This is a genomic window from Paenibacillus sp. JCM 9796, from assembly GCF_055379675.1.
Genome location: NZ_AP043723.1, coordinates 5,170,666 through 5,195,924, shown reverse-complemented (window position 1 = coordinate 5,195,924; position 25,259 = coordinate 5,170,666). Strand labels below are relative to the sequence as shown.

Here is a 25,259-nt window from a genome sequence, read left to right as displayed (position 1 = left end):
GACCGGCCGTTTTCCGCATCAGCGCTTTATATAAGTTTCCGGCGGCGTTTGCGCCACAAAGGGGCTTACTTTCCCTGTATGGAACAAGTGCAGCTCATGCATGGCCCGCGTACATGCCGTGTAAAACAAACGTCTTTCGCTCTCCCGCCCGTACCGTTCCTCCGAGGCGTTATGCAGTATAACCGCATCGAACTCCACCCCTTTGGCCAAATAGGCGGGGATGACCAGCAGGCCGGGCTCGAACGTAACCGTCTCCGTACTGATCAGCCGAACCGGCAAGCGCTCTTTCAGCGCCGCATACGTGTCCTGGCTTTCGGCCGCCGTTTTGCAAATAACGGCAAGCGTTCGGTGCCCTTCTTCGAGCAGTGTCTCAAGCTGCCGTACGATTTGTTCGCGCATGGCGCCAAGATCGGGGGCATAAGTTACCGTCGGCAGGAGACCGTCGCGGTTGAACGGCTCAATAACCTGCCCTCCGACCAGCATCCCGCGCGTAAATTCGACGATTTGCCGGGTCGACCTGTAGCTTTTGGTGAACACGATACGTTTGGACTGCTCCTCGCCGAACAGCGCGATCAAATCGCCGAACCGGTCGCGGTCCGCCGCCTGTACGTGAATCGCTTGATTCCAATCGCCCAGCACGGTCCATCGGCTGCTCGGGAACATTTGCATCAAATACGCGAATTGGAACGGCGAATAATCCTGCGCTTCATCAATAAACACATGCCGCACCTTCAGATTGCGGTGCGCGCCTTCGATGCGGTCCTTCAAATACAACAACGGCGTCGTGTCCTCGTTCGCCAGCTCTCCACGCTTCAACCGATCAAGGGTTAGAGCGCAAACCGCCGGCCAACATCCGGGCAGCCCCGCTTCGCCGGCCCAATCGAGAGCTTTCCGGGGACTGGCGAATAACGCAGCGTACGTCGCCGGCAGATCGACAAATTTGAGCCGTTTCACCCAGCTGCGCAGCGGCTTAAAATGCTCGTTGACAACCATCGCGGCCAAAGCTGCCTTTTCCTGTTCGAAATCGTCGAACGACTCTTCGGTAAACCGTTTCTTGCGGCGCAGCGCCTCATACGCTTCCATGTAAGCGTCCTGATCGAGCAGCTCAATTTCGTCCTCGACCCATGGCTTGCGCTTCTCGGCCCGCGCGAATTGTTTGAGCTGCTGCTGCAGCCATTCAACCAGCTGGCGCAGCCGGTTCGGAATCGACCAGCTCGGGTCGTACGCATAAAATTGCTGACGCATCGCCTCCGCACCGATCAGCTCGCGGTTTTGGAACATAACGGGTTTGAAAACAAGTCCTTCCTCCTTCAAACCGTTCACATACCTTTCCATGACCTGCAGGAACGAGAGGCTCGCTTTAAACTTAATGCTCTCCATACGCACGTCATAATCGGCCGTGTCCATCATCGTCAACGCATCGTCCAGCTGGCGGAACGGATCCTCAATGTCGAACGCATCTCCAAGACGGAACTCAACGTATTCCTGGAACGTCGTCTGCTCCATGTTTTCTTCGCCCAGCTCGGGCAAGACGGTCGACACATAGCTGTTGAACATCGGGTTCGGCGAAAACAATAAAATGTGCTCGGCGCTTAACGTCTCCCTATACCGATACAGCAAATAAGCAACCCGCTGCAGAGCGGCGGACGTCTTCCCGCTGCCTGCCGCTCCTTGAACGACAAGAAGCTTGCTGCTGGTGTCGCGGATAACGGAGTTTTGCTCCTTTTGGATCGTCGCGACGATGCTTTTCATCTGGGTGTCCGACTGCTTGCCCAGCACTTGCTGCAACAGCTCGTCGCCGATCGTAATCCCGGTGTCGAACAAACTGCGGATCTCGCCGCCCCGGATCATGTACTGCCGCTTCAGCTCCATCGTTCCGCTTATTCGCCCCATCGGCGTATCGTACTGCGCAGGGCCGGGCGCATAATCGTAATACATGCCGGAGACGGGAGCGCGCCAGTCGTAAATCAGGAAGGTCTCGCCCGATTTCTCAAGAAGCGAGCCGATGCCGATATAGATTCGCTCGGCAGCGGATTCTCCGTCTTCGCGAAAATCAATGCGCCCGAAGTAAGGGGAGTCTTTCAGCCGCTCCAGAACGAGCAGCTGCGCCCGGGCATGCTTATGACTGCGTTCCCGCTCGGACAATACCTCGGCCTGCTGCTTCATGCTCGCATACGTTTCGGCCGCTTCGGCCGCATCCTCGAAGTTAACCGTTACATCGTCCCAGAAGTGTGTGCGGAGCGTGACGATATCGGAGCGAATCGCGCCAAGCTGTTCCTGCAGCGATCCGATCCGTTCCCGGATTTCCGCCGCCACGTGACGGACGCGTTGTTGTTCCTCTTGCCATTGCGGATGTTCATTGGAATTCATGCGACTTCTCCTTTAATAAAAAAATGTGAGGGGAAACGCTTGACACGGGCTTTTTATTGTGGTAATATTAAATTAGATAAATATGATTATTTATCTTTACATTTTCAAGCGTTATATTTGATTTTAACACGGCCCGGCATGTAAATCAATTTCATATTTGTAAACGTCGAAGAACGATTCCGTAATCGTTCTTTTTTTGCTTCCAGCAGAGGCTGGATTTCTTGGATTTCTTGGATCTCTTGGATCTCTTGGATTTCCGTATTTTCCGTATTTCCCTTATTTCCTAATCTTCATTTCCCGGGCAACCGCACCAAACGCGGCCTTTTGACAAAAAATACGCCGGGTGCGGGGAACAGGCCAAACTCGCACCGCCCCCCGCCAAGCCGGCGACCCCTACCTAATTCGAGACCTGATTCAGGTCGTTTTTTTTCATTATCCTGCTGTGCAGCGGAACGCTATTACGCTCTGCTCCACGCCCCCCGCGATTAATGGGCAGATAACCAATTCTCGATGCATCCTGCCGTTTTCTCCAGGTTCGACATCCCCGTCTCATCCACATACGGCGCATACCCGCGAAAATAATCCGGATGCCCGCCGACGATCGGCAGCTCGATACGCGTCTGCGGTGCGAACTTCCAGCGGTTCCACCGGACAAGACCCAGCAGGGTCCGTTCCCATCCGCCCCAGCTGCCGAGCCGTCCGACGGGGTCGACGGTTCGGCCGTCAAGGGATGACGCCCGGATCGCCAGAACCGCATGCTGCTCGTCAGGCAGCACCCGGCATTTGGGCGATCCGACGAGCACGTTGCGAAGGCGCAGGTGCGGAAACTCCTTCCGCAGCCACCGCGATACGTGAAGCCCTGCTACGCCACCGCCGCTATGACCGACGATAAGCACTTCTTCCAGCGTCGTTAACTCCTGCAGCTCGGCCCGGATACGTCTGGCGCCGATAGAACGCTCGGCGCGTCCCGGGGACAAGCCGAGGTCGACGGAGATTTCGCGAAGCTGCAGCACAAGATGCCGTCCCCAGTCACCATAAGGAAACACCGTCTGCACCGAGGGGCGATCATCGCCATGCGCCTTCAGCCGATCGGCGAGCGCTTCGCCGATCGCATCCATAAAGCGAGGCGCTGTAGCCATACCCGGCATCAACACAATATGACGTCTACGGCGCATCTTGGGCATATAAAATGCGGTCCATCAGGCTCGGGTGGGTGGAGCGAAACAGCTTGACGAGCAACGGCGGATTCATTTCGCTTAATGACGATTCGGCCAGCTTCTGATACATCGTGACGGCCCCCTCCTTGCTGCCGATCAGCTGAAACGCATAGATATCGGCCGCATGCTCCGCTTGCCGGGAAACGGCATTGCTGACCGGCAGGGAGACGAAGGTGAGCACCGAGATGAGCAGCAGCACCGCCGGCAGCGCAGCAGGCTCATGCAGACGGCGGATGCCCCAGTCATCGCCGTATCGCTTCAGCAAACGGCGAATGGCGAAGCTCCCGGCCCACAGAAGCACGAAGCTGGAGCCGACGGCACCGATCGCGCTCCACTCCAAGTGATGCTTCACATAATGCCCCATTTCGTGCGCCATGATCAGTAAAATTTCCGGCTCGTTCAGACGCTGAAGCGTAGTATCCCACAGCACGATCCGCAAGCTCCCCCCGATGCCGCTCACATACGCGTTCAAGGCGTTCGTTTTCTCCGACATATCGACTTCATACACGCGCTCGGCCGGGATGTGCGCTTTGTCCGCAAGCGACAAAATTTTCGCTTCCAGCTGCGGATCGGACAGCCGGTTGAATTGATTATAGAGCGGGTCGATGACGACCGGCTGGATGTACATCATAAACAGCGTGAACGGAATCGACAGCAGCCACAGCTTCAGCCACCAGCGCCCGCCCTTTCGCATAATCAGGAAAGCGACGGAAGCCACGATCACGATCAGCACATAGTTAACGCCAAAGTCGACGGCCCGGTCCTGCAGCCAGCTCCCCCATCCTTGGGTCGAGATGCCGTTCGTTCGCGATAACATATAGCTGAGCACCCGAAGCGGCAAAAAGCATAGGAACACGAAGCCTTGCAGCAGCAGCACAAATAACGGCAGCGTGAACTTCCGAAGCTTCGGCGATTGCTCCAGCCTGGATTGCCAAGCCGCCCCTTTTCGACTGAACAAGAGGTACAAATAAACAGCCCATTCCCATGGATAACTGATGAAAAAAATCCAGTTCCGCTGTGCCGAATATAGGAGGCTCTGCCTGTATTTCGCCGGATCGAGGAACGTGGCGGGATCGGCCGCCGTTCCGCGGTAAGCTTCCGGAATCGGATGGATTGTCGCCGCAGCGAGGTAGAGACCAATCGCAGCAGCGTAAATGATAAAAGCAACCGCGAATTTTTTTCGCCAAGAGGTTTGCGCCTGCATAACCGACCTCCTTTAAATGGGATATACGTCCATTATAACCTGTTCGGACTCTGTTGTTGCAACGCGGCTTCCCCTCCTACGCGCATCATACGCAACCCCGACCTAGGTCCAGCTTAGCGTCCGTCTTCGGACGGTTTCCGATTGCGCCTAAATCGTTTACAATAAACCTATGACGAACTACTGAATAAAGGACAGGTGAAGAACAATATGGTATGGAACGGCAGATCGATCGGAGGCATCGCGCTGGGATTGCTTGGCGTATGCACATTATTTGTTTGGGGCGGGTTTGAAGCGTTTATCTCGTACGCCTTAGCTTTCATTCTGCTGTACTTCGGATTTCGCTTTCTCCGAACAGCGGACAACGCGCTGAAAAAAATTTGCAGCGTGCTCGGCCTCATCGCAGGCGGCGTACTGCTGCTCTACTGGCTGCCTAAATTTATCGCGCTGCTGATCTCGGCAGCCATGATCATCGGCGGCTGGTATTTGTTCCGGACTGCCCAAGCAAAGTCTTTCACGTACCGCGTAAAATAACAATTCCAATCTCGAAAGAGACCGCCCTGGCCATCGTGCCGGGCGGTCTCTTCTCTTTATGCCTTCAGCTTCGCGGCTTGGCCCGATTCGTCGGGGCCGCCGCCAGCGGATCGTCCGGCCAGACGTGCTTCGGGTACCGGCCCTTCAGATCTTTCTTCACCTCGAAGTACGCATCCCGCCAGAAGCTGGCCAAATCCCGCGTCACCTGCACCGGACGGTGTGCCGGCGACAGCAGGTGCAGAACAACCGGCACCCGGCCACCGGCCAATCGCGGCGTATGCTGCAGCCCGAACATCTCCTGCAGCCGCACGGCCAGCACCGGCGCATCCGGATCGCTGTAGTCGATCGGAATGCGCGAGCCGCTGGGCACGGTTACGTGCGTAGGCGCATCCTGCTCCAGCGCTTGACGCTGCGGCCAGGACAGCATGCCTTCGAGCAGCGAGGCAGGCTGCAGCCGCTGCAGATCTTCGCGCTGCTTCATCCCGTACAGATGCGGCGCCAGCCATTCGTCCAGCCCCTCCAGCAGCGCTTCATCGGAAACGTCCGGCCAGCCGTCCCCGCGCGCATGGCGATGCATGAAAGCAAGCCGTTCACGCAGCTGCTTCGCCGGTTTGGTCCACGTCAGCAGGTCGAGGCCCTCCGTACGCACACCTTCGAGCAGCGCTTGGACGACCTCGCCCTGCTCCGGATTCGGCCATACCGTTTCTTTCAGCAGCAGCGCACCGAGCCGTTCGCGTTTGCGCGCCCGCACATTACGGGCTTGGTCGTCCCATCGGACAACCGCTTCCCGGACGATGAGTTCGTCAAAGTGCCGGTACAGGTCGTCCAAGGTTAGCGGTGCGGCAAGCCGGATGCGGCTGTCCGTTCCCTGATCGTCCAACTCGGCAGCCACCAGATAAGCCTCTTGCGACAACTGCTGCGGCTTGCCGAACACCGCTCCGCGCCCTCCGCTGAGAATAAACCGTCCGTCCCCGCGGTTTTGCCCGATTCGATCCGGGTAAGCCAGCGCAAGCAGCAGCCCGCAGTTTGCGTCCTTGTCCGCGCTAGTCGCACCGCTTAAGCCAAGCCTCCGCTTCCACTGCGCCGCTTCCTCCAGAACGCGCCGTTTGACCGCCGCGTCGGCAGCCGTCCCCTGCGCAGCCTGGGCTTGCCTCGCAAAATCGTGCAGCGCGGCGAATCGCAGCCGAATATCCGCATCGTCGCCCTGCCGGTCGCCGCCGAACACATCCCGCTCCTGCAGCATAGCGGCCAGTTCGCAGGCCATCTCCCCCAGGTGAAGCGGAATCGCGCGGAGCACCATATGCGCGAGACGGGGCTCCATCCCCAGCTCGGCCATCTGCCGGCCGTGCCCGGTAAGAGCGCCGCTCGCATTCAACGCGCCGAGCTGCTTCAAGAGCTCGACGCTTTGCGCATAGGCGGCAGCCGGCGGCGGCGTCAACCATTGGAGCGCTCCGGGATCCGCGACTCCCCAGGCGGCCAGCTCCAGGGCAAGCGGGGCCAAATCGGCTTCGGCGATCTCCGGCGTACGATGCTCCGCCAGCGCCCGGTCTTCCGTTTCCGACCATAGCCGGTAGCAGACGCCCGGCGCCTGCCGGCCGGCGCGTCCTCGCCGCTGATCGGCGGACGCCCGCGACACCTTGGCCGTTTCGAGACGCGTCATGCCGGTGCGCGGCGAAAACCGCGGCACACGCATCAAGCCGCTGTCGACGACAATGCGCACGCCTTCGACCGTCAAGCTCGTCTCGGCGATCGGCGTCGAGATCACGATCTTCCGCTCTCCCTGTTGTCCGGGCTGCAGCGCTGCCTCCTGCGCTTGCTGCGGCAGCATGCCGTACAGAGGCGCGATACGAATGCCCGGAACCCTTTTCAAACCTGACAACATGGCTTCGACACGCCGGATTTCCCGCGCTCCCGGCAAAAAGGCCAAAATATCGCCTTCATCCCGCGCAAGCGCCATTTCGATCGCTCTTGCCGTCGCCTGCTCAACCGTCTCGTCCCGTTTACGCGGCAAATGATGCGTGACGACCGGATAGCTCCGTCCCTCGCTAACCAATAAAGGCGCATCGCCCATCAGCGCACTAACCGCCGCCGCGTCGAGCGTCGCCGACATGACCAGAATCCGCAGATCGTCACGCAGCACCGTTTGCGACTCCAAGCAAAGGGCCAGACCGAGATCGGCTTGCAGGCTGCGTTCATGAAATTCATCAAAGATGACGACGCCCGTATCCTCCAGCGCCTGATCGGCCTGCAGCAGACGTGTAAGCACGCCCTCGGTAATAACCTCAATCCGGGTTTGCGCGCTTACCTTCGTCTCCAGTCTTACCCGATACCCGACCGTTTGACCGACCTTCTCCCCCAGCATTTCGGCCATATAACGCGCCGCTGCCTTCGCCGCCAAACGCCGCGGCTCCAGCATGAGGATCTTGCGTCCTTGCAGCCAGGGCTCGTTCAACAGCGCCAGAGGAACCCTTGTCGTCTTCCCCGCTCCCGGCTCCGCCACCAGCACCGCCCGCGCATGTGCGGACAGCGTACGGCGAACGTCCGGAATGAGTGCATCTATTGGCAATTGTAACAACCCGGTCACCTCTTGCTCTGAATATCAACTCATGGTTTCAGGATAGGCCGACCTCTCACCGAACACCCTGACTTACAGGTAAAAGACGGCAGGCCGACGCCTAAGCTGCCGAAGCTTGGGCCAAGACGCCACGACAAAAAGACCCGGCTTCTCCGAAGTGGAGCCGCCAGATCTTTCCTCCCCGCTCACTCGTCCCAAGTCCCGAGATCGTGTCCGATCTCCGGCCCCGACGCGGCTGCAAAATGATGGACGTGCCGGTTCACCGAAAGCACCGTTTTATAAAAGTTCCCTTTCGGTTCGAAGGGCTCATCGTCCAGCCTGAATTCGACCCGATGGATATGCTCCCCGCTCGGCAGCGCGATGGCCGGACCCGTAGAACCGAAGAATCGGTGAAAATGTCCGGCGCTCATATGCGTATGGCCTTGAAACGTATGTACATGTCCATCGGCCGCACTTCCGTTCACCGGATAAGTAAACAGCTCGAGCGAATGCGCATGTCCGAGCACGGTGTCCGTCCAGCCGCCCGCGTAATGCGCATGGGCCAGAGGCCTTGGCGCGGTGGCCCCGGGCAGCTCCTGAAATTTCCGCATCGACTCCCCCCCACGCCGAATTTCTTCACATTGTACGCGGGAGTATCGTCCGTTCATGCCTTATTTTTGCTCGGGAATCAAAATCCACCCTTGATAAATCCCGTAATAAAACAGAAACGCACTGACGAAGCCGACGATCAGCCACATAATAGCTGCCGTTTTCTTCTTCTTAAAGGCCAATACGAACGAGAGACTGAAGAATGACCCCATCACAACCAAACAAACTAACATGACGATCGTCGCCATCCGATATAACTTCCCCTTTGCTTCACATTACGGGCAAATGCCCTACCGTTTACAAAATACCATAAATAAAAGAGGAAGCATATAGCGGAGCCGACTTTTCCTTGACAAATTATTGAAGCCATCCAGAAACAATTGCCGATCGGTTCGCCTAAGCGTGCGAATGTCCGTGCGGCGTGTGAGGGTCTTGCGGCGTTTCGTGATTGTCGACGAACGTAACCGAAAGCTCGGCGTAATGTACGCCCTTCAACACTTGTATACGCTGCCGAAGCTCATGCAGCTGACCGAGCATGCCACGAACAACGATAATCTCCATGCATTGATGGTGATTCAGATGCACATGCATCGTGGAAATAATCTGATGGTGATAATCATGCTGGAGCTCCATCAAGGTGAGCGGCAGCTCGAAAGCGTGATGGTCGTAAACCATCACGATAGTTCCGGCGACCAGCTGACCGGTATCCATGCCGCCCGGTTCAAGGAGGACCCGCCGGACGAGGTCCCGGATCGCTTCCGAACGGTTCGTATAACCTTGTTCCGTCAGATAGAGATCGAATTGCTTGATCAGCTCTTCCGGCATCGACACGCCAAATCGTGTTAAGACGTCTTTTTCCATATTTACACCTCGACGCGTACAATCTCTCTGTTTATTCTAGCATATGCGCGCTGAAGAAATAAACCTTCCACCTTGATGTGCGAATATCGTGCTATTCATTTACATAAAAGTAGCACAGTGATATGATATGGTTTGAAATCATGCATATTCCTACATACAGAAGGAGGAGAAACGGATGCATATCCCGGACGGGATTTTATCCCCCGCGGTTTGGAGCGCTTCCGCCATCGTATCGGCTGCGGTATTGGCAGGCAGCGTCCGGCACTCGCGCCGTCAGCTTGACTATCGGGCTGTACCGGTAATGGGCGTCATGTCCGCGTTTATTTTCGCTTCGCAGATGGTCAACTTTCCGATTCTCGGCGCAGCGGCTTCCGGTCATTTGATCGGCGGCGCACTGGCGGCACTGCTGTTCGGCTTCTGGCCGGCAACGCTGGTCATGACTGTGGTTGTGGCCATTCAAGCTATCGTCTTTCAAGACGGAGGCATTACGGCGCTTGGCACGAACGTGCTGAACATGGCGATTCTAGCTCCTGCCTTCGCCGTCGTCACCCATAAGCTCTTGAGCAAACTCTCATTCATCCCCAAAGCGGCGGCGGCGTTCGTATCCGCTTGGTGCTCGGTCGTACTTGTCTCTTTGGCCGCCTCGGTGCAGCTTGCCTTGTCCGGCGTCGTAGGTTTGGGGGACGCGGCGGCGGCGCTTGTATTCTGGCATACGTGGATTGGGATCGGTGAAGGCCTGATCACAGCCGTCGTTCTGCCTATCGCGCTGCGTTCGTCGTTTTATTTGCCAGGGAAGGAGACCGCTTCCTTATGAACAAACCGGTTCGTTTCTGGCTGATCGCTTCGCTGCTGATCGCCGCCTTCGTCTCCCTGCTCGCTTCCAGCCACCCGGACGGCTTCGAGAAAGCCGGTGAGGAAATCGGATATATCGAACAGGCCGGCACGCTGCTTGGGTCCTGGTTTCCGGACTATACCTTTCCGGGAGTCGAAGGCTGGTATTCGGGCAGTCTGGCCGGTATATTCGGCACTGTGCTGACATTCGTCCTGTTTCTGCTGCTGGGCAAGCTGATCAGCCGCAAAACCCGATGAAGACCATCGTACGCTATCCCCCGCTCCGGATTGCGGCAACCTTGCTTTGTATCGTGATGGCGGTCAGCATGAACCGGTTGGACATACTCGGAGCGCTGCTTGTCTGGGGACAGCTTTACCTGATTATGACAAATGTACCGCTCCGCTCTTTCTGGGGAAGAGCTCGGCTTATCGTTCCGTTCGTCCTGTTCTCGTTTTTATTTTTCCCCTTGTATGAGAGCGGGACGGGCATTGCCCTTGGGAACGGCTTAACCTTGTCCGCCGCTGGCGCAGAGAAGGCGGCCGTGTATGCGGCCAGGCTGCTTTTCACCGTACAAGCACTGACGGTTTGTTTCCACGAGCTGCCGCTTCCCTCGTTTTTCCAAGCGCTGCTTCGATTAAAAGTTCCCGGGATTTTCATCGAACTGATTCTGTTTACGCTGCGTTTTACTCTCGTCATTCGGGACGAAGCATTCCGCATGATGCAAGCGCGCCGCAGCCGCGGCTTGCGGCTCCGCGCTTACTTCAACTACCGGCAAACGCTCGAGCTTGCCCGGCTGCTCGGACTGCTGTTACAGCGATCGCTGCAGCGGTCCGAACGTATTTATTGGGGAATGATGTCCCGCGGCTACCGCGGCGTACCTGCGCAATCCCCGCTCCCCGCCTACCGTTCGGCAGACGGCGCGTTAGCGGCGCTCGCGACCGTGCCGGTCGCACTGCTGTTCCTTGCGGACAAGCTATGGAAGGAGATCGGATGATGGAGCCTATGTTTCAATTCGACAACGTCGTATACCGGTACGGCGGCAGTGACGCTCAGCCTGCAGCCTTGAACGGCATTTCGTTCGAAATTCCGCGCGGCTCCCGGACGGCGTTAATCGGTCCGAACGGCGCCGGGAAATCGACGCTCATTTTCCACATGAACGGATTGTTTCGCTGCGCCTCCGGCGCCGTCCGCATTATGGGCGAGCCGGTGACGAAGAGCAATCAAGCGGAATGGGTGCGGAAGGTCGGCGTCGTCTTTCAAGATCCTGACGACCAAATCGTCTCCATGACCGTGAAGGACGACATCGCCTTCGGCCCGCTGCAGCTTGGACGCCCTGTTCATGAAGCACACCGGATCGCGGAAGAATGCATGGCGCTGCTCGCCATTGAGCCGCTCGCTGCCCGTAATCCCAGCGAGCTCAGCTTCGGACAGAAGAAAATGGTCGCAATCGCCGGCGTGCTCGCCATGGATACGGAGGCGGTCATCGTCGACGAACCGATGGCATTCCTCGATCCCGAAGGACAGCGCCTGATCCACGACGTGTTAACACTGCTCGCGCAGCGCGGGAAAACCGTCGTCATCGCCACCCATCAGATGCAGCTTGTCGCAGAATGGGCGGAACAAGCGATCGTCATACGCGAAGGCGCCTGTCTGGGCAGCATGACGCCGCGGGAGCTGTTCGGATGTCGTCCCGAGCTTCTCGCCTCCGCCCGGCTTGATCTGCCTCCCGTTGCGAAGCTGATGTCCGCATTTGCCTGGAACCCGCCCGAATCGATGCCGATCCGGATGGAGGAAGCCCGGCAATGGCTGCGTCAACAGCAAGACCTCTGAACCGCCTTCTCCAGGCGTTCAGAGGTCTTCTTCATTGCTTTGCAGATTACGCTTACGGTTCTGCGCCAGACTGCACTTCGAGCTCGTCCAGCTCCTGTAACAGTTGCTCCTGCTCGCTTGCCGTTAACGAGGTATGCTCGGCAAGCTCCCGCAGGATCGCCTGCCGATCCGCCTCGTTATGTGTATCGACTTTGAATTTCACGATGTCCAAGCTTGTTCCTCCTTATCGTTGTCGGATAAGGTGAGGATAGCCAGCATGGCTTCCGATTATACGTCGATGACGCTCGAACGCTTATTCCGAGCAGCTCGAATTGACGACTTCGCCTTCTTCGACATTGATTTTCTCCGAGATCGAATCGCGAATGACGCTCATGACCAGCTGCAGCAGGTAGTTGATGTCTTCCTGCGATTGCTTGAACTCGCTAACGATCGGAATGGCATCGAGCTCGTCCTGAAGCGCATTGATTTCATTTTCGATTTTATCGACCATTTTCTGATTTTGGAACGATTGAAAAGCGACGATTTCCTTCTGTTTTTTCTTGATCGCGCTGATCAGCGTTTGAATGTGATCGTTGTTCGCAATTTGCTTCTCCGCTTTTTGAAAAAACTGAACCTCGTTCGAGGTCGAAATCAGATCCGCCAATTCCCGCGCTTTCGCCAAAATATCTTCGCGCACGATCAATTCCGTGTTCGTATACAATTCCATGCCGCAATCGGTATATTTTTGCTCTGCCATCCGTTTACACGCCCCTTAGCTTCCCAGTTGTTGTGTTACGGCTTCCTGCACCCAGTCGCCTTTGATGTAGAACGTCGGGGTTTCCGTAATCCGTACCTGCACAAATTGGCCGATCAGTTCTTTCGGTCCTTCGAAATGAACCAGTTTATTCGTACGCGTCCGCCCGGCCAGCACGTTCGCATTGTTCTTGCTTTCGCCCTCTACGAGCACCTCGAGCGTTTGACCTTTCAAAAGCTCATTGCGTTGCTTGCTGATCGCGTTCAATGCGTCATTCAAGCGGTACAACCGCTGTTTCTTCACTTCGGCCGGGATATCGTCCGGCATTGCAGCGGCCGGCGTACCTTCCCGAGGCGAGTAAATAAACGTAAAGGCGCTGTCGAAACCGACTTCGTTCACGAGCGAGAGCGTATCCTCGAACTGTTCGTCGGTTTCGCCCGGGAACCCGACGATAATGTCTGACGTAAGTACGACATCAGGAATCGCCTTCTTGATTTTGCGAACAAGCTCCAAATAATGCTCCCGCGTATATTTGCGGCTCATCCGCTTCAAGATTTCGTTGTTGCCCGACTGCACGGGCAGATGGATATGCTCGACCAGATTGCCCTTCTTCGCAAGCACCTCGATCAGATGATCGTCAAAATCGCGCGGGTGCGACGTCGTGAATCGGACGCGCGGGATATCGATCTTCCTGATATCGTCCATCAAGTCGCCGAAGCGGTATTCGATGTCCTCGAAGTCCTTGCCGTACGCATTGACGTTCTGACCGAGCAGCATGATCTCCTTGAAGCCTTGCCGCGCCAGCTCGCGCACTTCGGCGATGACGTCCTGGGGCCGGCGGCTCCGTTCCTTGCCTCGCGTGTAAGGCACGATACAATACGTACAGAACTTGTCGCAGCCGTACATAATATTGACCCAGGCTTTAATGCCTTCACGCTTCTTCGGCAAGTTTTCGATAATATCGCCCTCTTTGGACCATACCTCGATAACCATCTCCCGGCTGAACATCGCTTCCTTGAGCAGCACCGGCACCCGGTGAATGTTATGCGTGCCGAAAATAAGGTCGACGAACGGATGCTTCTTCATGATCCGGTTGACGACGCCCTCTTCCTGCGACATACAGCCGCAGACGCCAAGAATCAGCGAAGGCTTCTCAAGCTTCAAATGCTTCAGGTGCCCGAGCTCCCCGAACACTTTATCCTCGGCATTCTCCCGGACGGCACAGGTGTTGAGCAGGATGATATCCGCTTGCTTGCGGTCGTCGGTAGACCGGTAGCCCATCTGCTCCAGCATCCCTTTAATCGTCTCGGTATCGTGCTCGTTCATTTGGCAGCCGTACGTTTGGATCAAGTAAAACTTGTCCTTGCCGATTTCCTTCATATCTTCCGGGACGTTGAAGTCGTAATGAACTTCAATGTCCTCTTTCCCCCGCTTCTTCGCATCCGAATAGGAAGGCGGTTGAAAATATATGGAATAATCTTTCTTCGATTTGTTCGTTGTCGTCATAGACTCGCGTTCCTCCTGAAACTGCAGTGTGCCGCAAAGATCGTACCCTTTATTATATCACTAGTACGGCACGTTTTTCAAAGAACTTGAATGAAAATCAGTCTATTCGGACAAAATCGTACCGACATCGCCTGTTGTCACACCCGCTGCGTTCGCTTCATCCGTATCGATATGCATATCGAGCGCAAATTGGTCGGACACGCGCGCGATCACTTGCTCGAACACAAGCGAACGTTCGCCTTCCACACGCACCTTCAGCAGCTGCTTGTCCCGAATGCCCCATTTAGCCGCATCTGCGGTATGAAAATGAATGTGCCGTGCCGCGATAATAACGCCTTCCTGGAGTTCAACTTCCCCTTCCGGGCCGATCACCTTAATCCCCGGCGTGCCTTCGGTGCGCCCCGACTCGCGAACGGGGGGATTCATCCCCAGCGCAAACGCATCGGTCCGGGATACTTCCAGCTGCGAATGCGGACGTGCGGGGCCAAGGATCCGGACTTTATCGAATCGCCCCTTCGGACCGACAACGGCTACCGTTTCTTTGGCTGCATATTGACCCGGCTGCGAAAGCTCCTTTAATACCCTCAGTTCGTAGCCGGCTCCAAACAATACCTCGATATGCTCCGCCGATAAATGAATATGTCTCGCGGAAACGCCGATCGGTACTTGCTTCATGTCCCATCTCTCCTTGATCTTTCTATGGCTTCTCTTCCCCATTATACCCATCCGCAAAATAAAAAGCATACGGCTTGGGCCGTATGCTCGCGTACAATTCATGAAATTATTTGAATTCCGCCACCAATTTATCAAACTCTTGCTCGGTGAGCTGGAGATTCGCTTTATTAAGACCTTCCGGTTTGAATCCGGACACGAGGTCTTCATAGCTTTTCTTCGATTTGTCTTGGTAGATCAAACCGGTCACCAAGCTGTTCGTCTCCATGATTTTGTTCATCGCCATCACGCGGTTGGACGGATCGTAATCCGGTGTTTCTTCCAGGTCCACGATATTTTCCTTAAACCACTCGTATGTGTTCACTTTGTTGAACGTCACACACGGGCTGAATACGTTGATGAAGGAGAAGCCTTCGTGCTTCATGCCTGCTTCGATCAGCGAAGTCAGCTGTTTCAGGTTGCTGGAGAAAGATTGTGCGACGAACGTTGCGCCTGCAGCAAGCGCCACTTCAAGCGGCGACAAGGCGGATTCGATCGAACCGGCCGGTGTCGATTTCGTTTTGAAGCCTTCTGCCGAACGCGGCGATGTTTGACCTTTCGTCAACCCGTAAATTTGGTTGTCCATGACGATGTACGTAATGTTGATGTTACGGCGGATCGCATGGACCGTATGGCCCATCCCGATGGCGAAGCCGTCGCCGTCGCCGCCAGCAGCGATAACCGTCAGCTCGCGGTTAGCCATTTTCAGACCTTGCGCGATTGGAAGCGAACGACCGTGCACACCGTGGAATCCGTAAGCGTTAATATAGCCGGAAATACGGCCGGAGCATCCGATACCCGAGACAACGGCAAGCTGTTCAGGCTCAAGACCCACGCCGGCAGCCGCTCTTTGAATCGCCGCTTGTACGGAGAAGTCCCCGCACCCTGGACACCAGTTCGGTTTGATATTGTTGCGGAAGTCTTTTAACGTTGCCATACAAGGTTCAACTCCTGACAAAATTTTGTGATTTCGGCTGGCAAGAACGGATTTCCATCGTATTTCAGCATGCTTTTAATTTTATCGGCATATCCGACGTTCAATTTGATCAAGGAAGCGAGTTGGCCTGTTGCGTTGTTCTCTACGACAACGATTTGCTTCGCTTTCTCCAGATAAGGTTTCAGTTCCTCAACCGGGAACGGATGCAGCAAGCGCACCGTTACATGGTTCGTTTTCAAGCCTTCTTTAGTCAAACGGCCGCGAGCTTCGTCGATCGTACCGCCGATGGAGCCCATACCGATGATCAGCAGATCCGGCGTTTCATGCGGTGCATCCACGAGAATCGGGTTGTTGACTTTGATGTTTTTGAGTTTGCCCATCCGTTTGTCCATCATTTTCTTACGGTTGATCGGGCTTTCCGACGGACGGCCGTCTTGATCGTGCTCGACGCCCGTTACGTGGTGGATGCCGTATTTTTGGCCCGGCACGACGCGCGGTGAAACGCCGCTCTCGGTAAACTCATAACGCTTGAACATTTTGTTGTCTTCAAGCGGAGGAAGCTCTCCCGTTTGGAGCGAACCGCGTTTGATTTGAATTTTATTGTAATCAAGCAGCTCGCTCGTTTGTTTACCCAAGGAAAGCTGCAGGTCGGTCAGCAAAATGACAGGCACTTGATACTCTTCCGCCAGGTTGAACGCTTCGATCGTGTCATAGAAGCACTCTTCGATCGAGGAAGGCGACAAGACGATTTTCGGAATTTCACCGTGCGTGCCGTAGATCATCGCGAAGACGTCGGACTGCTCTTGCTTCGTCGGAAGACCTGTGGAAGGACCGCCGCGCTGCGTGTCGACGATAACGACAGGCGTTTCTGTCATACCGGCCAAGCCAATGGCTTCCATCATCAAGGAAAGACCAGGACCTGCCGAAGCCGTCAGGGCGCGTACGCCGCCGTAGTTAGCGCCGATCGCCATCGTACATGCCGCGATCTCGTCCTCGGTTTGAATCACTGTACCGCCGAATTTCGGAAGCGTTTTGATCAGATACTCCATGATTTCGGAAGCCGGCGTGATTGGGTATGCAGGCATGAAACGGCAGCCTGCAGCGACCGCGCCCAAGCCAATAGCGTCATTCCCGATCATAAACAGCTTCTGTCTGCCGTCTGCAGGTTCCAATTGGAATTCCGGCAGTGGTCCTCCAGTCAAATTCAGAACGAACTCCGCCGCTTTGCGAACCGCTTCGATGTTCTTCTCGACGACAGCCGGACCTTTACGTCCGAATTCTTCTTCTACTGCTTTATTAAACACTTCAAGCGGCAAGCCGAGCAAAGCCCAAGATGCGCCGGAAGCGGCCATGTTCTTAAATAAGGAAGTGCCAAGCTCTTCGGCGATTGCCGTAATCGGAACCGGGAACAGTCTTGCTTTTACGCCTTCAGGTACGACAGGATTCACTTTTGCATCGGCGATAATAACGCCGTTCTCACGCAGCTCATGTGCATTTACATCGATCGTTTCTTGGTCAAAAGCCACGAGAATGTCCAAATCGTCGGAAATCGCACGAATCGGTTTCGTACTGATTCTGATTTTGTTGTTCGTATGTCCGCCTTTAATCCTCGAGGAAAAATGACGGTATCCATACAAGTAATACCCCAGTCTGGTCAAAGCTGTAGAGAAAATTTTGTCGGTACTCTCCACGCCTTCCCCCTGCTGTCCTCCGACTTTCCAAGATAATTGGCTAATCACCGTTGTCCACTCCTTTTAAATTCGCTGCCATTGCAGCTACCCCTTGATCGGTCCGAAAGACGATCAAACCACGATAGATCTTTCAGGTGTCACCCAAATTTTAAGTCGTCAAGAGGTAAATTGCAAGGGTTTTAACCCAATTGTAAAGATAGTTATTTTAGATCATATCCATATCAAATAGAGAATAGTTTAATGGTCTTGTATCTAGAAAACAGATGTTAAGTTTTAGTGAACCGGCAAATAGGCCTGTAACAACGAGTGCCAATTGGCATAAAGAAATCGGTTCACTTGTTCGTCCGAATAACGTTTGGCCAACGCTTCGACCAGCCGCGGGAATTGTCCCGCATGCTCCAGCTGCGGAATCCAGCGGTCAATTCCATCGAAGTCTGATCCGAACGCCACCTGCCGTTCGCCTCCCAATGCGCAAATATAATCGATATGTTTGAGCAAGTCGTCAATCGTCGCACCCCCTTGACTCTTGACGAACCAAGGAACGAACGTGATTCCGATCCGCCCGTCGCGGCGAATGATTTCGCGGATTTGGCTGTCATCCAGGTTGCGCGGATGCCCGCATATCGCCTTCGCGTTGGAATGCGACGCTACGAAGGGCAAGCGCGCGGTGTCGGCCAGATCCCAAAAAGCCGCCACCGATAAATGAGAAGCATCCATTAGAATACCCAGTTCGTCACATTCTTTAATAAAGGTTTTTCCCTTCCTGGAAAAGCCTGCTTGCCGCGGCTCCAAAATACCGTCAGCCGCCCAATTCGCGTAGTTCCACGTCGTGCCGATCATCCGCACGCCCAGCTCGTACAACGTCCGCAAATAAAGCGGATTGCCGTGTAAGGCATCCGCTCCTTCCAACGTCAACAGCGCGCCGCGCTGCTTGCCGTTCATCACCGCCTCCAAATCGCCTCGATTCTTAATCGGACGGATGCGACCGTCCGATGCGACTTTCCTGTAGAAAATGGAGATGTATTCCAAGTAATAGTCAAAATGAGGGACGGTTATACGTTCCGGTAAATAAATTGCAAAAAATTGCACTTTTATATTGGAACGGCACATTCGCTCATACGTCACGTCTAATCCGCTGAGGCTCGTACCGTAGAAATCAAGCGCTCGGTTTTCAAACAATTTGTATAACACGTCGCAATGTCCGTCGATGACGATCCTGGTCACGATCTCTCATCCTCCCTCTCTTCGCCTGCCGGCGCACAGCCCAAAAAAACCTGTCTACGGCGTAAACAGGCGTTTGGGTTTATGATATGAACGTATATGAACTATCTCGGCTCCACGATCAGCTTGATCGCCGTGCGATCTTCACCGTCAATGACAATATCGGTAAACGCTGGTATGCAAATCAAATCAACCCCGCTGGGAGCCACAAATCCTCGGGCGATCGCTACCGCTTTAATAGCTTGATTAAGCGCCCCTGCGCCGATAGCCTGGAGCTCCGCCGCCCCACGTTCACGCAACACTCCGGCAAGTGCGCCAGCAACGGAATTTGGGTTGGATTTTGCTGAAACCTTTAATACTTCCATGAAAAGTACCTCCTCGGGAATGATGATAGCTTCCAGTACTAATCATATTCTAGGAATTTGCGGTTAATTCCTTCTAACCGAAAGTGGTATTTTCGAAAATATTTGAATTGTTTGTCAATTTAGAAAAAGCGGCAAGGAGCAAGCCGCCTATTCGAACAACAGGTCTTCTTCATTCATCCGGATCAGCTGCATCTTCTGACCGAGTCCGGTCGTCGGATTCAAGTCGATACAGACGGCGTGGAAGTGCCACTGGCCTTCATCCACGACGAACCGGGACGGCAGCTGGGTCATAAATTTATATAAAACAGCCGTCCGCTCCATGCCCAGAATACCGTCACGGGGTCCCACCATGCCGACATCGGTCAAATAGGCCGTTCCTTGCGGGAAAATGCGCTCGTCATGCGTTTGCACATGCGTATGCGTACCGACCACGGCCGACACGCGGCCGTCCAAATGCCAGCCCATAGCCAGCTTCTCCGACGTTGCCTCGGCATGGAAGTCAACGAATATGTACGGCGTTCGTTTACGCGCCGCCTCTACCAATTCGTCGGCTTTCGCGAAGGGACAATCCAGCGGCGGCAGGAACGTGCGTCCCATCAGATTGATGATCGCCAGCTCCTTGTCTTTGGTCTTTACGAATGTCAATCCTTTGCCCGGTGTGCCAGCCGGATAATTGGCCGGCCGGACAATCCGGTCGTCCCCATCGATAAATTCAAAGATGTCCTTCTGATCCCACGTATGATTCCCCATCGTAATCCCCTGAACGCCAAGCTCGTAAAATTCGCGCGTAATCGCCGACGTAATGCCGCGGCCCGCCGCTGCGTTCTCTCCGTTCACGACAATCCAGGTCGGGTTGTACTTCAATTTCAGCTTCGGCAAGCACGTCTTTAGCGCCTTGCGTCCGACCGAGCCTACGATGTCTCCAATAAATAACAGTCTAATGTTCGTAACCCCCTATACATGCTCATCGGTCTACCTAATGAAAGAGAAGTGGCTGTGTCGGCCACTTCTCTTTCGGATTGTGCTGCTCTCAGGTTATTTGGCATATTCTACGGCACGCGTCTCGCGAATGACCGTCACTTTAATATGACCCGGATAATCGAGTTCGCTCTCGATTTTCTTCGTAATATCCCGAGCCAATCGGAACGCCTCGGTGTCGTCCACTTTCTCCGGTTGGACCATGACGCGAACCTCACGCCCCGCTTGAATGGCAAAAGATTTCTCTACGCCATCGAACGATTCCGAGATTTCCTCAAGCTTCTCGAGACGACGGATGTACGTCTCCAGCGTTTCTCTGCGCGCACCCGGTCTTGCTGCGGATAAAGCATCCGCTGCGCCGACGAGCATGGCGATGACCGATGTCGCTTCCGTATCGCCGTGATGCGAGGCGATACTGTTAATAACGACTGGATGTTCTTTGTACTTCTTGGCGATCTCCACGCCGATCTCCACGTGCGAGCCTTCCACTTCGTGATCCAGCGCTTTCCCGATGTCATGAAGAAGTCCGGCACGTTTCGCCAATGTCACGTCTTCTCCGAGCTCTCCTGCCATCAGTCCTGCGAGGTAAGCGACCTCCATGGAATGCTTCAGCACGTTCTGACCGTAGCTGGTACGGAATTTCAGACGACCCAGAATTTTGATCAGATCCGGGTGGAGTCCGTGTACGCCGGTTTCGAAAGTCGCTTGCTCGCCGTACTCGCGAATCCGCTCGTCCACTTCTTTGCGGGACTTCTCCACCATTTCTTCGATTCGAGCCGGGTGAATACGTCCGTCGGCTACGAGCTTCTCAAGCGACGTACGCGCAATTTCACGGCGAATCGGATCGAAGCCGGACAAGATAACCGCTTCCGGCGTATCGTCGATAATGAGGTCGATACCGGTCAAAGTTTCCAGTGCCCGGATGTTACGGCCTTCTCTACCGATAATGCGCCCTTTCATTTCTTCGTTAGGAAGCGCAACAACGGATACGGTGGTTTCGGCCACATGATCCGCGGCGCATCTTTGGATGGCCAAAGTAATAATGTCTCTGGCCTTCTTGTCGCCTTCTTCTTTGGCTTGTTGTTCGATTTCTTTAATCAATTGCGCGGTTTCATGGCGAACTTCCCGCTCCACGTTCGTCAAGATGATCTGTTTCGCATCATCCATCGTCAACGAGGAAATTCGCTCCAACTCGGAAACTTGATCACGATAAATCTGATCAATTTGCGCTTGGGTTTCTTCGATTCGTTTCTCCTTGTTGGCGACCTGCTCTTCTTTTTTCTCAAGAGATTCTAATTTTTTATCCAGCGATTCCTCTTTTTGCAACAGTCGTCTCTCTTGTCGTTGTGTTTCGTTTCGACGTTCACGAATGTCTTTTTCAGCTTCGGTTCTGAGCTTGTGAATTTCGTCCTTCGCTTCCAGAACCGTTTCCTTTTTCAGTGCCTCCGCTTCTTTGCGAGCGTTGTCGATGATCTGCTGTGCGGCATGTTCAGCACTTGAAATTTTCGCCTCTGCAAGGGACTTGCGGATAAAATAACCGATCCCGAAGCATAGTACACCAACAACGAGAACAATCAGGATCCAGATGATCGGTTCCATCCAGTTCACCTCCCTCGTTGTTTCTCCAAGGGGTAAGCTTGGGATAATCAGGTTGTTTAATCCATTCTACATACGTTAGAAAAAGTAAAAATTGGCGATTTTACTTTGCGAATCGTCTCCTTGGGCTGTCAAGGAATGATTCTGTATATGATGAATATACATGATTATTTTATAGTTTGGTCAAGAAGCTTGTCAAGCTGTTGGCCTTCGCCCCCTATCTAAATAGGATAAATATTTTAATCGGATCACTCATATTCCGAAAGATCCAACTCCGCCAAGTCATCATCGTCCATGCTGCGCTGCGGCATTTTGCCCAGAACTTGTTGAACGACGGTTAACGTGTACCCTCTGCGCTGCAAGAAGGAAGCGATTTTCCGCCGGGCTTTCGACGGGTCTTCCTCCCACTCCCGCTTGTAACGTCTGGAAACGAGCGCGTAGGCCGCCTCCCGCTCCGTCTCCGCGTCCACTCCGGCAAGAGCCGTTTCGATATGCTCGTTGGGTACGCCCTTTTGCTTCAATTCCTGTTTGATCCAGTGACGCCCTTTCTTTTGCGATTGCGAACGCTGCTTCGCCATTTGTTCCGCAAACAAAGCGTCATTCAAGTACCCTTCCGTTCTCAGCCGGGAAATCACGTCTTCGATGACATCCGGCTGAAATTCCTTTTCCTTCAGCCGCGAACGCATCTCGTGTTCGGAGCGAAGCCGGCTCGCCAGCAATCGAACAGCGCTCAAGTAAGCCTTATGCCTCTCTTCAGCCGCCAGAATCCGTTCCATCTCCGCAGACTCCACCTGCGCACCCTTTAAGAGCCGGTACTTGATCATAATGTCTTCATGGACGGAAAAAGCCAACTTATCGTCTATGAAAACATTGTACCGCTGCTGAGCTCTCGCCTGACGCTCCACTTTCGTAATAAAACCGCCCAGCGGTGCGCTTTCTTGATAACCGGTCATCCATACTACCTCCACAAGAAACGGCGAAAAGGCACCCTTCTGCTAAGAAAAGGTGCCTTAAGCCGATTTATTCGAGTACTGCCAAATCCTCTTCTTCCTCTTCATCATCGTCCGTATTCGGTCCGACTACTGCAACCAAATTGCTGGTTTCCCGAATTTTCTTCTCGATCGCATCCGCCAGATGCGGATTTTCCTTCAAGAATTGCTTCGCGTTCTCACGGCCTTGACCAAGACGCTCGCCACTGTAGGAATACCACGCGCCGCTCTTCTGGATAATATCCATTTCTGTCGCGATGTCGACGATGCTGCCCTCTTTGGAAATTCCTTCGCCGTACATGATATCGATCTCCGCTTGTTTGAACGGCGGCGCTACTTTATTCTTAACGACTTTAATCTTCGTCCGGTTACCGACCATATCGTTGCCTTGCTTGATCGTTTCTACGCGGCGTACGTCCAAACGTACGGAAGAATAAAACTTGAGCGCCCGTCCGCCGGGGGTCGTCTCCGGGTTCCCGAACATGACGCCGACTTTCTCGCGCAGCTGGTTGATGAAGATGGCGATCGTCTTCGACTTGTTGATCGCTCCGGACAGCTTACGCAGCGCTTGCGACATCAGACGCGCTTGCAGCCCGACGTGCGAATCCCCCATCTCCCCTTCGATCTCCGCTCTCGGCACGAGCGCGGCTACGGAGTCGATGACGATGATGTCGACCGCGCCGCTTCGTACGAGCGCTTCCGCGATCTCGAGCGCCTGTTCGCCCGTATCGGGCTGTGACAGGAGCAGTTCGTCGATGTTGATGCCAAGCTTGCTTGCATAAAGCGGATCAAGAGCGTGCTCCGCATCGATGAATGCCGCCGTGCCGCCTACCTTCTGCACTTCCGCGATGGCATGCAGCGCTACGGTCGTTTTACCTGAAGACTCCGGTCCGTAAACTTCTATAATTCTACCGCGCGGATAACCGCCGATACCGAGCGCGATATCGAGCGCAAGCGAGCCGCTTGGAATAGTTTCCACTTGCATGTGGGTAGATTCACCCAGTTTCATAATCGACCCTTTACCAAACTGCTTCTCGATTTGACGAAGGGCATTTTCCAGTGCTGCGCGACGATCCGTCAAGAGACTCACTTCCCTCTTCTATATTCTCTTATGTTTCCATCATAACGGTTTTCATAACCTTTGCCAAGGTTTTTCTCGAACATATATTCGCATCTTGGTCCAAATAAAAACCGTAACAAGGTTTAAAGTTGTTACGGTGCTTCCGCGTAAATCTATTATACTTTATTTTCTAGTGAGCGGCAACTACGATTTTAGCCGTTCCCACAGCTGATAGAGCGCGCTTTTGGACGCGCGCAGCTTGATTGTCGAGCGGTTGCCCCATGCTTGCAGCTCAACCGCCGCCGCCTCGCCCCCGCCCGCAATCCCGACATACACCAAGCCAACCGGCTTGCCTTCCGATTCCGAGGGTCCTGCCACGCCGGTGACGGATAGTCCGTAATCGGCCCCGCACAAAGTCCGTACGGCCTCCGCCATCCGGATCGCCGTTTCCGCGCTGACGGCTCCGGGAGCTCCCTCGCCTTCGAGCTCGTTCAAGGGAATGCCGAGCACGCGGTGTTTCACCTGGTTCGTATAACTGATCAACCCGCCGGCGAAAGCGTTCGAGCTGCCCGGTACGGCCGTCAGCAAATCGCTGAGCTGTCCTCCGGTGCAGCTTTCGGCCACGGCGAGTGTTTGGCCGCGGAAAGCGAGCTCCCGCAAGAGGAATTCTTCGAGCGAGATGTCTTCTGCCGCATAGATGAAGCCTCCGAGCCGGCGGCGTATCTCATCCTCCAGCGGTTTAAGCTTCCGTGCGGCTTCCTGCGCGCTTCCTGCGCGCGTCGTTAACCGAATGGCCACCTCGCCTTCCTTGGCGTAAGGCGCTATCGTAGGATCCGTCTGCGCGTCGATCAAATCGATCAGTTGATGCTCCAGCGACGACTCGCCGATGCCTGCAAACTTGAGCATGGTCGAATGAAGCGCCTCCAGACCTTCGACATTCGCTTCTAACCACGGTTTGACCTGAAGCTCGAACATCGGCTTCATTTCGCTCGGCGGACCCGGCAGAAGCACGTAGCGCGTGCCGTCCACCGTTAAGGCGACGCCCACCGCAAGGCCCGTTTCGTTCGCCAGGGGATCGCTCCCTTCCAGCATCAGCGCCTGCCGGGCGTTGCTCTCGACCATCGGCATGTTTCGTTTGGCGAACAGCTCCGTCATTTTGTCCATCGAAGGCTGGTGGATCACCAGCGGCCGTCCAAGCACCTCGGCAAGCACATCCTTCGTTATGTCGTCCTGCGTAGGCCCCAGACCGCCCGTGCAAATAATCAAGTCGGCCCGGCTCTTCGCAAGCGCAAGCGATTCCTTGATCCGTCCGGCATTGTCACCGACGACCGTATGAAAATATACGCCGATGCCCAGGTCGGCCAAGCCTTTAGATAAAAACTGCGCGTTCGTATTGGCGATTTGACCCATCAGCAGCTCCGTGCCGACGGCGATAATTTCCGCTCTCATCCTATTCCCCTCCGG

At 54.9% G+C, this 25,259-nt stretch carries 25 protein-coding genes; 5 read left to right on the top strand and 20 right to left on the bottom strand.

All coding sequences use genetic code 11. From position 1 onward, the window contains the following. Nucleotides 1–18: 18 nt before the first annotated feature. The 3 genes from helD to ACZ439_RS24990 form a co-directional block, all read right to left on the bottom strand. Nucleotides 19–2,370: an RNA polymerase recycling motor HelD gene (gene helD / locus ACZ439_RS25000; protein ID WP_054795817.1), complete on the bottom strand. Its 2,352-nt coding sequence runs from the start codon at nucleotides 2,368–2,370 to the stop codon at nucleotides 19–21. Nucleotides 2,371–2,855: 485 nt separating this feature from the next. Further along, complete coding sequence (locus ACZ439_RS24995; RefSeq protein WP_127604429.1) at nucleotides 2,856–3,509, bottom strand: hypothetical protein; 654 nt, start codon at nucleotides 3,507–3,509, stop codon at nucleotides 2,856–2,858. Nucleotides 3,510–3,534: 25 nt separating this feature from the next. After that, nucleotides 3,535–4,791, bottom strand: a complete 1,257-nt coding sequence (locus tag ACZ439_RS24990; RefSeq protein WP_127604430.1) for a M48 family metallopeptidase — start codon at nucleotides 4,789–4,791, stop codon at nucleotides 3,535–3,537. Between the two features lie 207 nt (nucleotides 4,792–4,998). On the opposite strand from ACZ439_RS24990, the gene ACZ439_RS24985 reads away from it, so the two are divergent. After that, a complete protein-coding gene (locus ACZ439_RS24985) occupies nucleotides 4,999–5,322 on the top strand; it encodes a hypothetical protein (protein ID WP_127604431.1) in 324 nt (107 codons plus the stop codon). A 64-nt stretch (nucleotides 5,323–5,386) separates the two neighbouring features. On the opposite strand, the gene hrpB is transcribed toward ACZ439_RS24985, so the two are convergent. The 4 genes from hrpB to nikR form a co-directional block, all read right to left on the bottom strand. Further along, a complete protein-coding gene (gene hrpB, locus ACZ439_RS24980; protein WP_464620322.1) occupies nucleotides 5,387–7,897 on the bottom strand; it encodes an ATP-dependent helicase HrpB in 2,511 nt (836 codons plus the stop codon). Between the two features lie 185 nt (nucleotides 7,898–8,082). Further along, nucleotides 8,083–8,487 (bottom strand): YmaF family protein, encoded by a 405-nt coding sequence (locus tag ACZ439_RS24975; RefSeq protein WP_464620321.1) that lies wholly within the window; start codon nucleotides 8,485–8,487, stop codon nucleotides 8,083–8,085. A gap of 60 nt (nucleotides 8,488–8,547) precedes the next feature. Next, nucleotides 8,548–8,733: a hypothetical protein gene (locus ACZ439_RS24970; protein WP_054795813.1), complete on the bottom strand. Its 186-nt coding sequence runs from the start codon at nucleotides 8,731–8,733 to the stop codon at nucleotides 8,548–8,550. Nucleotides 8,734–8,881: 148 nt separating this feature from the next. Beyond that, entirely contained in the window at nucleotides 8,882–9,346 is a 465-nt protein-coding gene (gene nikR / locus ACZ439_RS24965; protein ID WP_054795812.1) for a nickel-responsive transcriptional regulator NikR, read from the bottom strand. A gap of 175 nt (nucleotides 9,347–9,521) precedes the next feature. Here nikR and ACZ439_RS24960 point away from each other — a divergent pair, with 175 nt between their 5' ends. From ACZ439_RS24960 to ACZ439_RS24945, 4 genes are read left to right on the top strand one after another with little or no spacing between them, the layout of a single operon-like run. Further along, on the top strand, nucleotides 9,522–10,160 hold the full coding sequence (locus tag ACZ439_RS24960; protein ID WP_054795811.1) for an energy-coupling factor ABC transporter permease: 639 nt from the start codon (nucleotides 9,522–9,524) through the stop codon (nucleotides 10,158–10,160). Next, a complete protein-coding gene (locus tag ACZ439_RS24955) occupies nucleotides 10,157–10,435 on the top strand; it encodes a PDGLE domain-containing protein (RefSeq protein WP_054795810.1) in 279 nt (92 codons plus the stop codon). The genes ACZ439_RS24960 and ACZ439_RS24955 overlap by 4 nt, the downstream gene beginning before the upstream one ends. Then, on the top strand, nucleotides 10,432–11,172 hold the full coding sequence (locus tag ACZ439_RS24950) for an energy-coupling factor transporter transmembrane component T family protein (RefSeq protein WP_054795809.1): 741 nt from the start codon (nucleotides 10,432–10,434) through the stop codon (nucleotides 11,170–11,172). Before ACZ439_RS24955 ends, ACZ439_RS24950 begins: the two co-directional genes overlap by 4 nt. Beyond that, complete coding sequence (locus tag ACZ439_RS24945) at nucleotides 11,172–12,008, top strand: energy-coupling factor ABC transporter ATP-binding protein (RefSeq protein ID WP_236595868.1); 837 nt, start codon at nucleotides 11,172–11,174, stop codon at nucleotides 12,006–12,008. Before ACZ439_RS24950 ends, ACZ439_RS24945 begins: the two co-directional genes overlap by 1 nt. Nucleotides 12,009–12,060: 52 nt before the next feature. On the opposite strand, the gene ACZ439_RS24940 is transcribed toward ACZ439_RS24945, so the two are convergent. The 13 genes from ACZ439_RS24940 to ACZ439_RS24880 all read right to left on the bottom strand — a co-directional run bounded on the left by ACZ439_RS24940 (nucleotide 12,061) and on the right by ACZ439_RS24880 (nucleotide 25,244). After that, nucleotides 12,061–12,219, bottom strand: a complete 159-nt coding sequence (locus tag ACZ439_RS24940; protein ID WP_164751700.1) for a hypothetical protein — start codon at nucleotides 12,217–12,219, stop codon at nucleotides 12,061–12,063. 81 nt (nucleotides 12,220–12,300) lie between these two features. Beyond that, nucleotides 12,301–12,744 (bottom strand): YlbF/YmcA family competence regulator, encoded by a 444-nt coding sequence (locus ACZ439_RS24935; protein WP_127604442.1) that lies wholly within the window; start codon nucleotides 12,742–12,744, stop codon nucleotides 12,301–12,303. A gap of 15 nt (nucleotides 12,745–12,759) precedes the next feature. Continuing rightward, entirely contained in the window at nucleotides 12,760–14,247 is a 1,488-nt protein-coding gene (gene miaB, locus ACZ439_RS24930) for a tRNA (N6-isopentenyl adenosine(37)-C2)-methylthiotransferase MiaB (protein ID WP_054795808.1), read from the bottom strand. Nucleotides 14,248–14,349: 102 nt separating this feature from the next. After that, on the bottom strand, nucleotides 14,350–14,922 hold the full coding sequence (pduL, locus tag ACZ439_RS24925) for a phosphate propanoyltransferase (RefSeq protein WP_054799144.1): 573 nt from the start codon (nucleotides 14,920–14,922) through the stop codon (nucleotides 14,350–14,352). Between the two features lie 106 nt (nucleotides 14,923–15,028). Then, the gene (locus ACZ439_RS24920; protein ID WP_054799143.1) at nucleotides 15,029–15,895 is read right to left on the bottom strand and encodes a 2-oxoacid:ferredoxin oxidoreductase subunit beta; all 867 of its coding nucleotides are present in this window, start codon (nucleotides 15,893–15,895) and stop codon (nucleotides 15,029–15,031) included. Beyond that, complete coding sequence (locus ACZ439_RS24915; protein ID WP_127604446.1) at nucleotides 15,883–17,634, bottom strand: 2-oxoacid:acceptor oxidoreductase subunit alpha; 1,752 nt, start codon at nucleotides 17,632–17,634, stop codon at nucleotides 15,883–15,885. Before ACZ439_RS24915 ends, ACZ439_RS24920 begins: the two co-directional genes overlap by 13 nt. A 225-nt stretch (nucleotides 17,635–17,859) precedes the next feature. Continuing rightward, nucleotides 17,860–18,810, bottom strand: coding sequence for a dipeptidase (locus tag ACZ439_RS24910; RefSeq protein WP_430104693.1), 951 nt, complete (start codon nucleotides 18,808–18,810; stop codon nucleotides 17,860–17,862). Nucleotides 18,811–18,911: 101 nt separating this feature from the next. Next, complete coding sequence (locus tag ACZ439_RS24905) at nucleotides 18,912–19,172, bottom strand: stage V sporulation protein S (RefSeq protein WP_006286829.1); 261 nt, start codon at nucleotides 19,170–19,172, stop codon at nucleotides 18,912–18,914. A gap of 147 nt (nucleotides 19,173–19,319) precedes the next feature. Continuing rightward, nucleotides 19,320–20,114 carry a TIGR00282 family metallophosphoesterase gene (locus ACZ439_RS24900; protein WP_054795807.1) on the bottom strand — a complete coding sequence of 265 codons (795 nt, stop codon included), beginning with the start codon at nucleotides 20,112–20,114 and terminating at the stop codon, nucleotides 19,320–19,322. A gap of 93 nt (nucleotides 20,115–20,207) precedes the next feature. Next, nucleotides 20,208–21,749, bottom strand: coding sequence for a ribonuclease Y (rny, locus tag ACZ439_RS24895; RefSeq protein ID WP_127604450.1), 1,542 nt, complete (start codon nucleotides 21,747–21,749; stop codon nucleotides 20,208–20,210). Nucleotides 21,750–21,994: 245 nt separating this feature from the next. Further along, a complete protein-coding gene (locus ACZ439_RS24890) occupies nucleotides 21,995–22,699 on the bottom strand; it encodes a RecX family transcriptional regulator (protein ID WP_054795806.1) in 705 nt (234 codons plus the stop codon). 67 nt (nucleotides 22,700–22,766) lie between these two features. Beyond that, complete coding sequence (gene recA / locus ACZ439_RS24885; RefSeq protein ID WP_054795805.1) at nucleotides 22,767–23,816, bottom strand: recombinase RecA; 1,050 nt, start codon at nucleotides 23,814–23,816, stop codon at nucleotides 22,767–22,769. A gap of 183 nt (nucleotides 23,817–23,999) precedes the next feature. Then, nucleotides 24,000–25,244 carry a competence/damage-inducible protein A gene (locus ACZ439_RS24880; RefSeq protein ID WP_464620320.1) on the bottom strand — a complete coding sequence of 415 codons (1,245 nt, stop codon included), beginning with the start codon at nucleotides 25,242–25,244 and terminating at the stop codon, nucleotides 24,000–24,002. Nucleotides 25,245–25,259 lie beyond the last annotated feature (15 nt).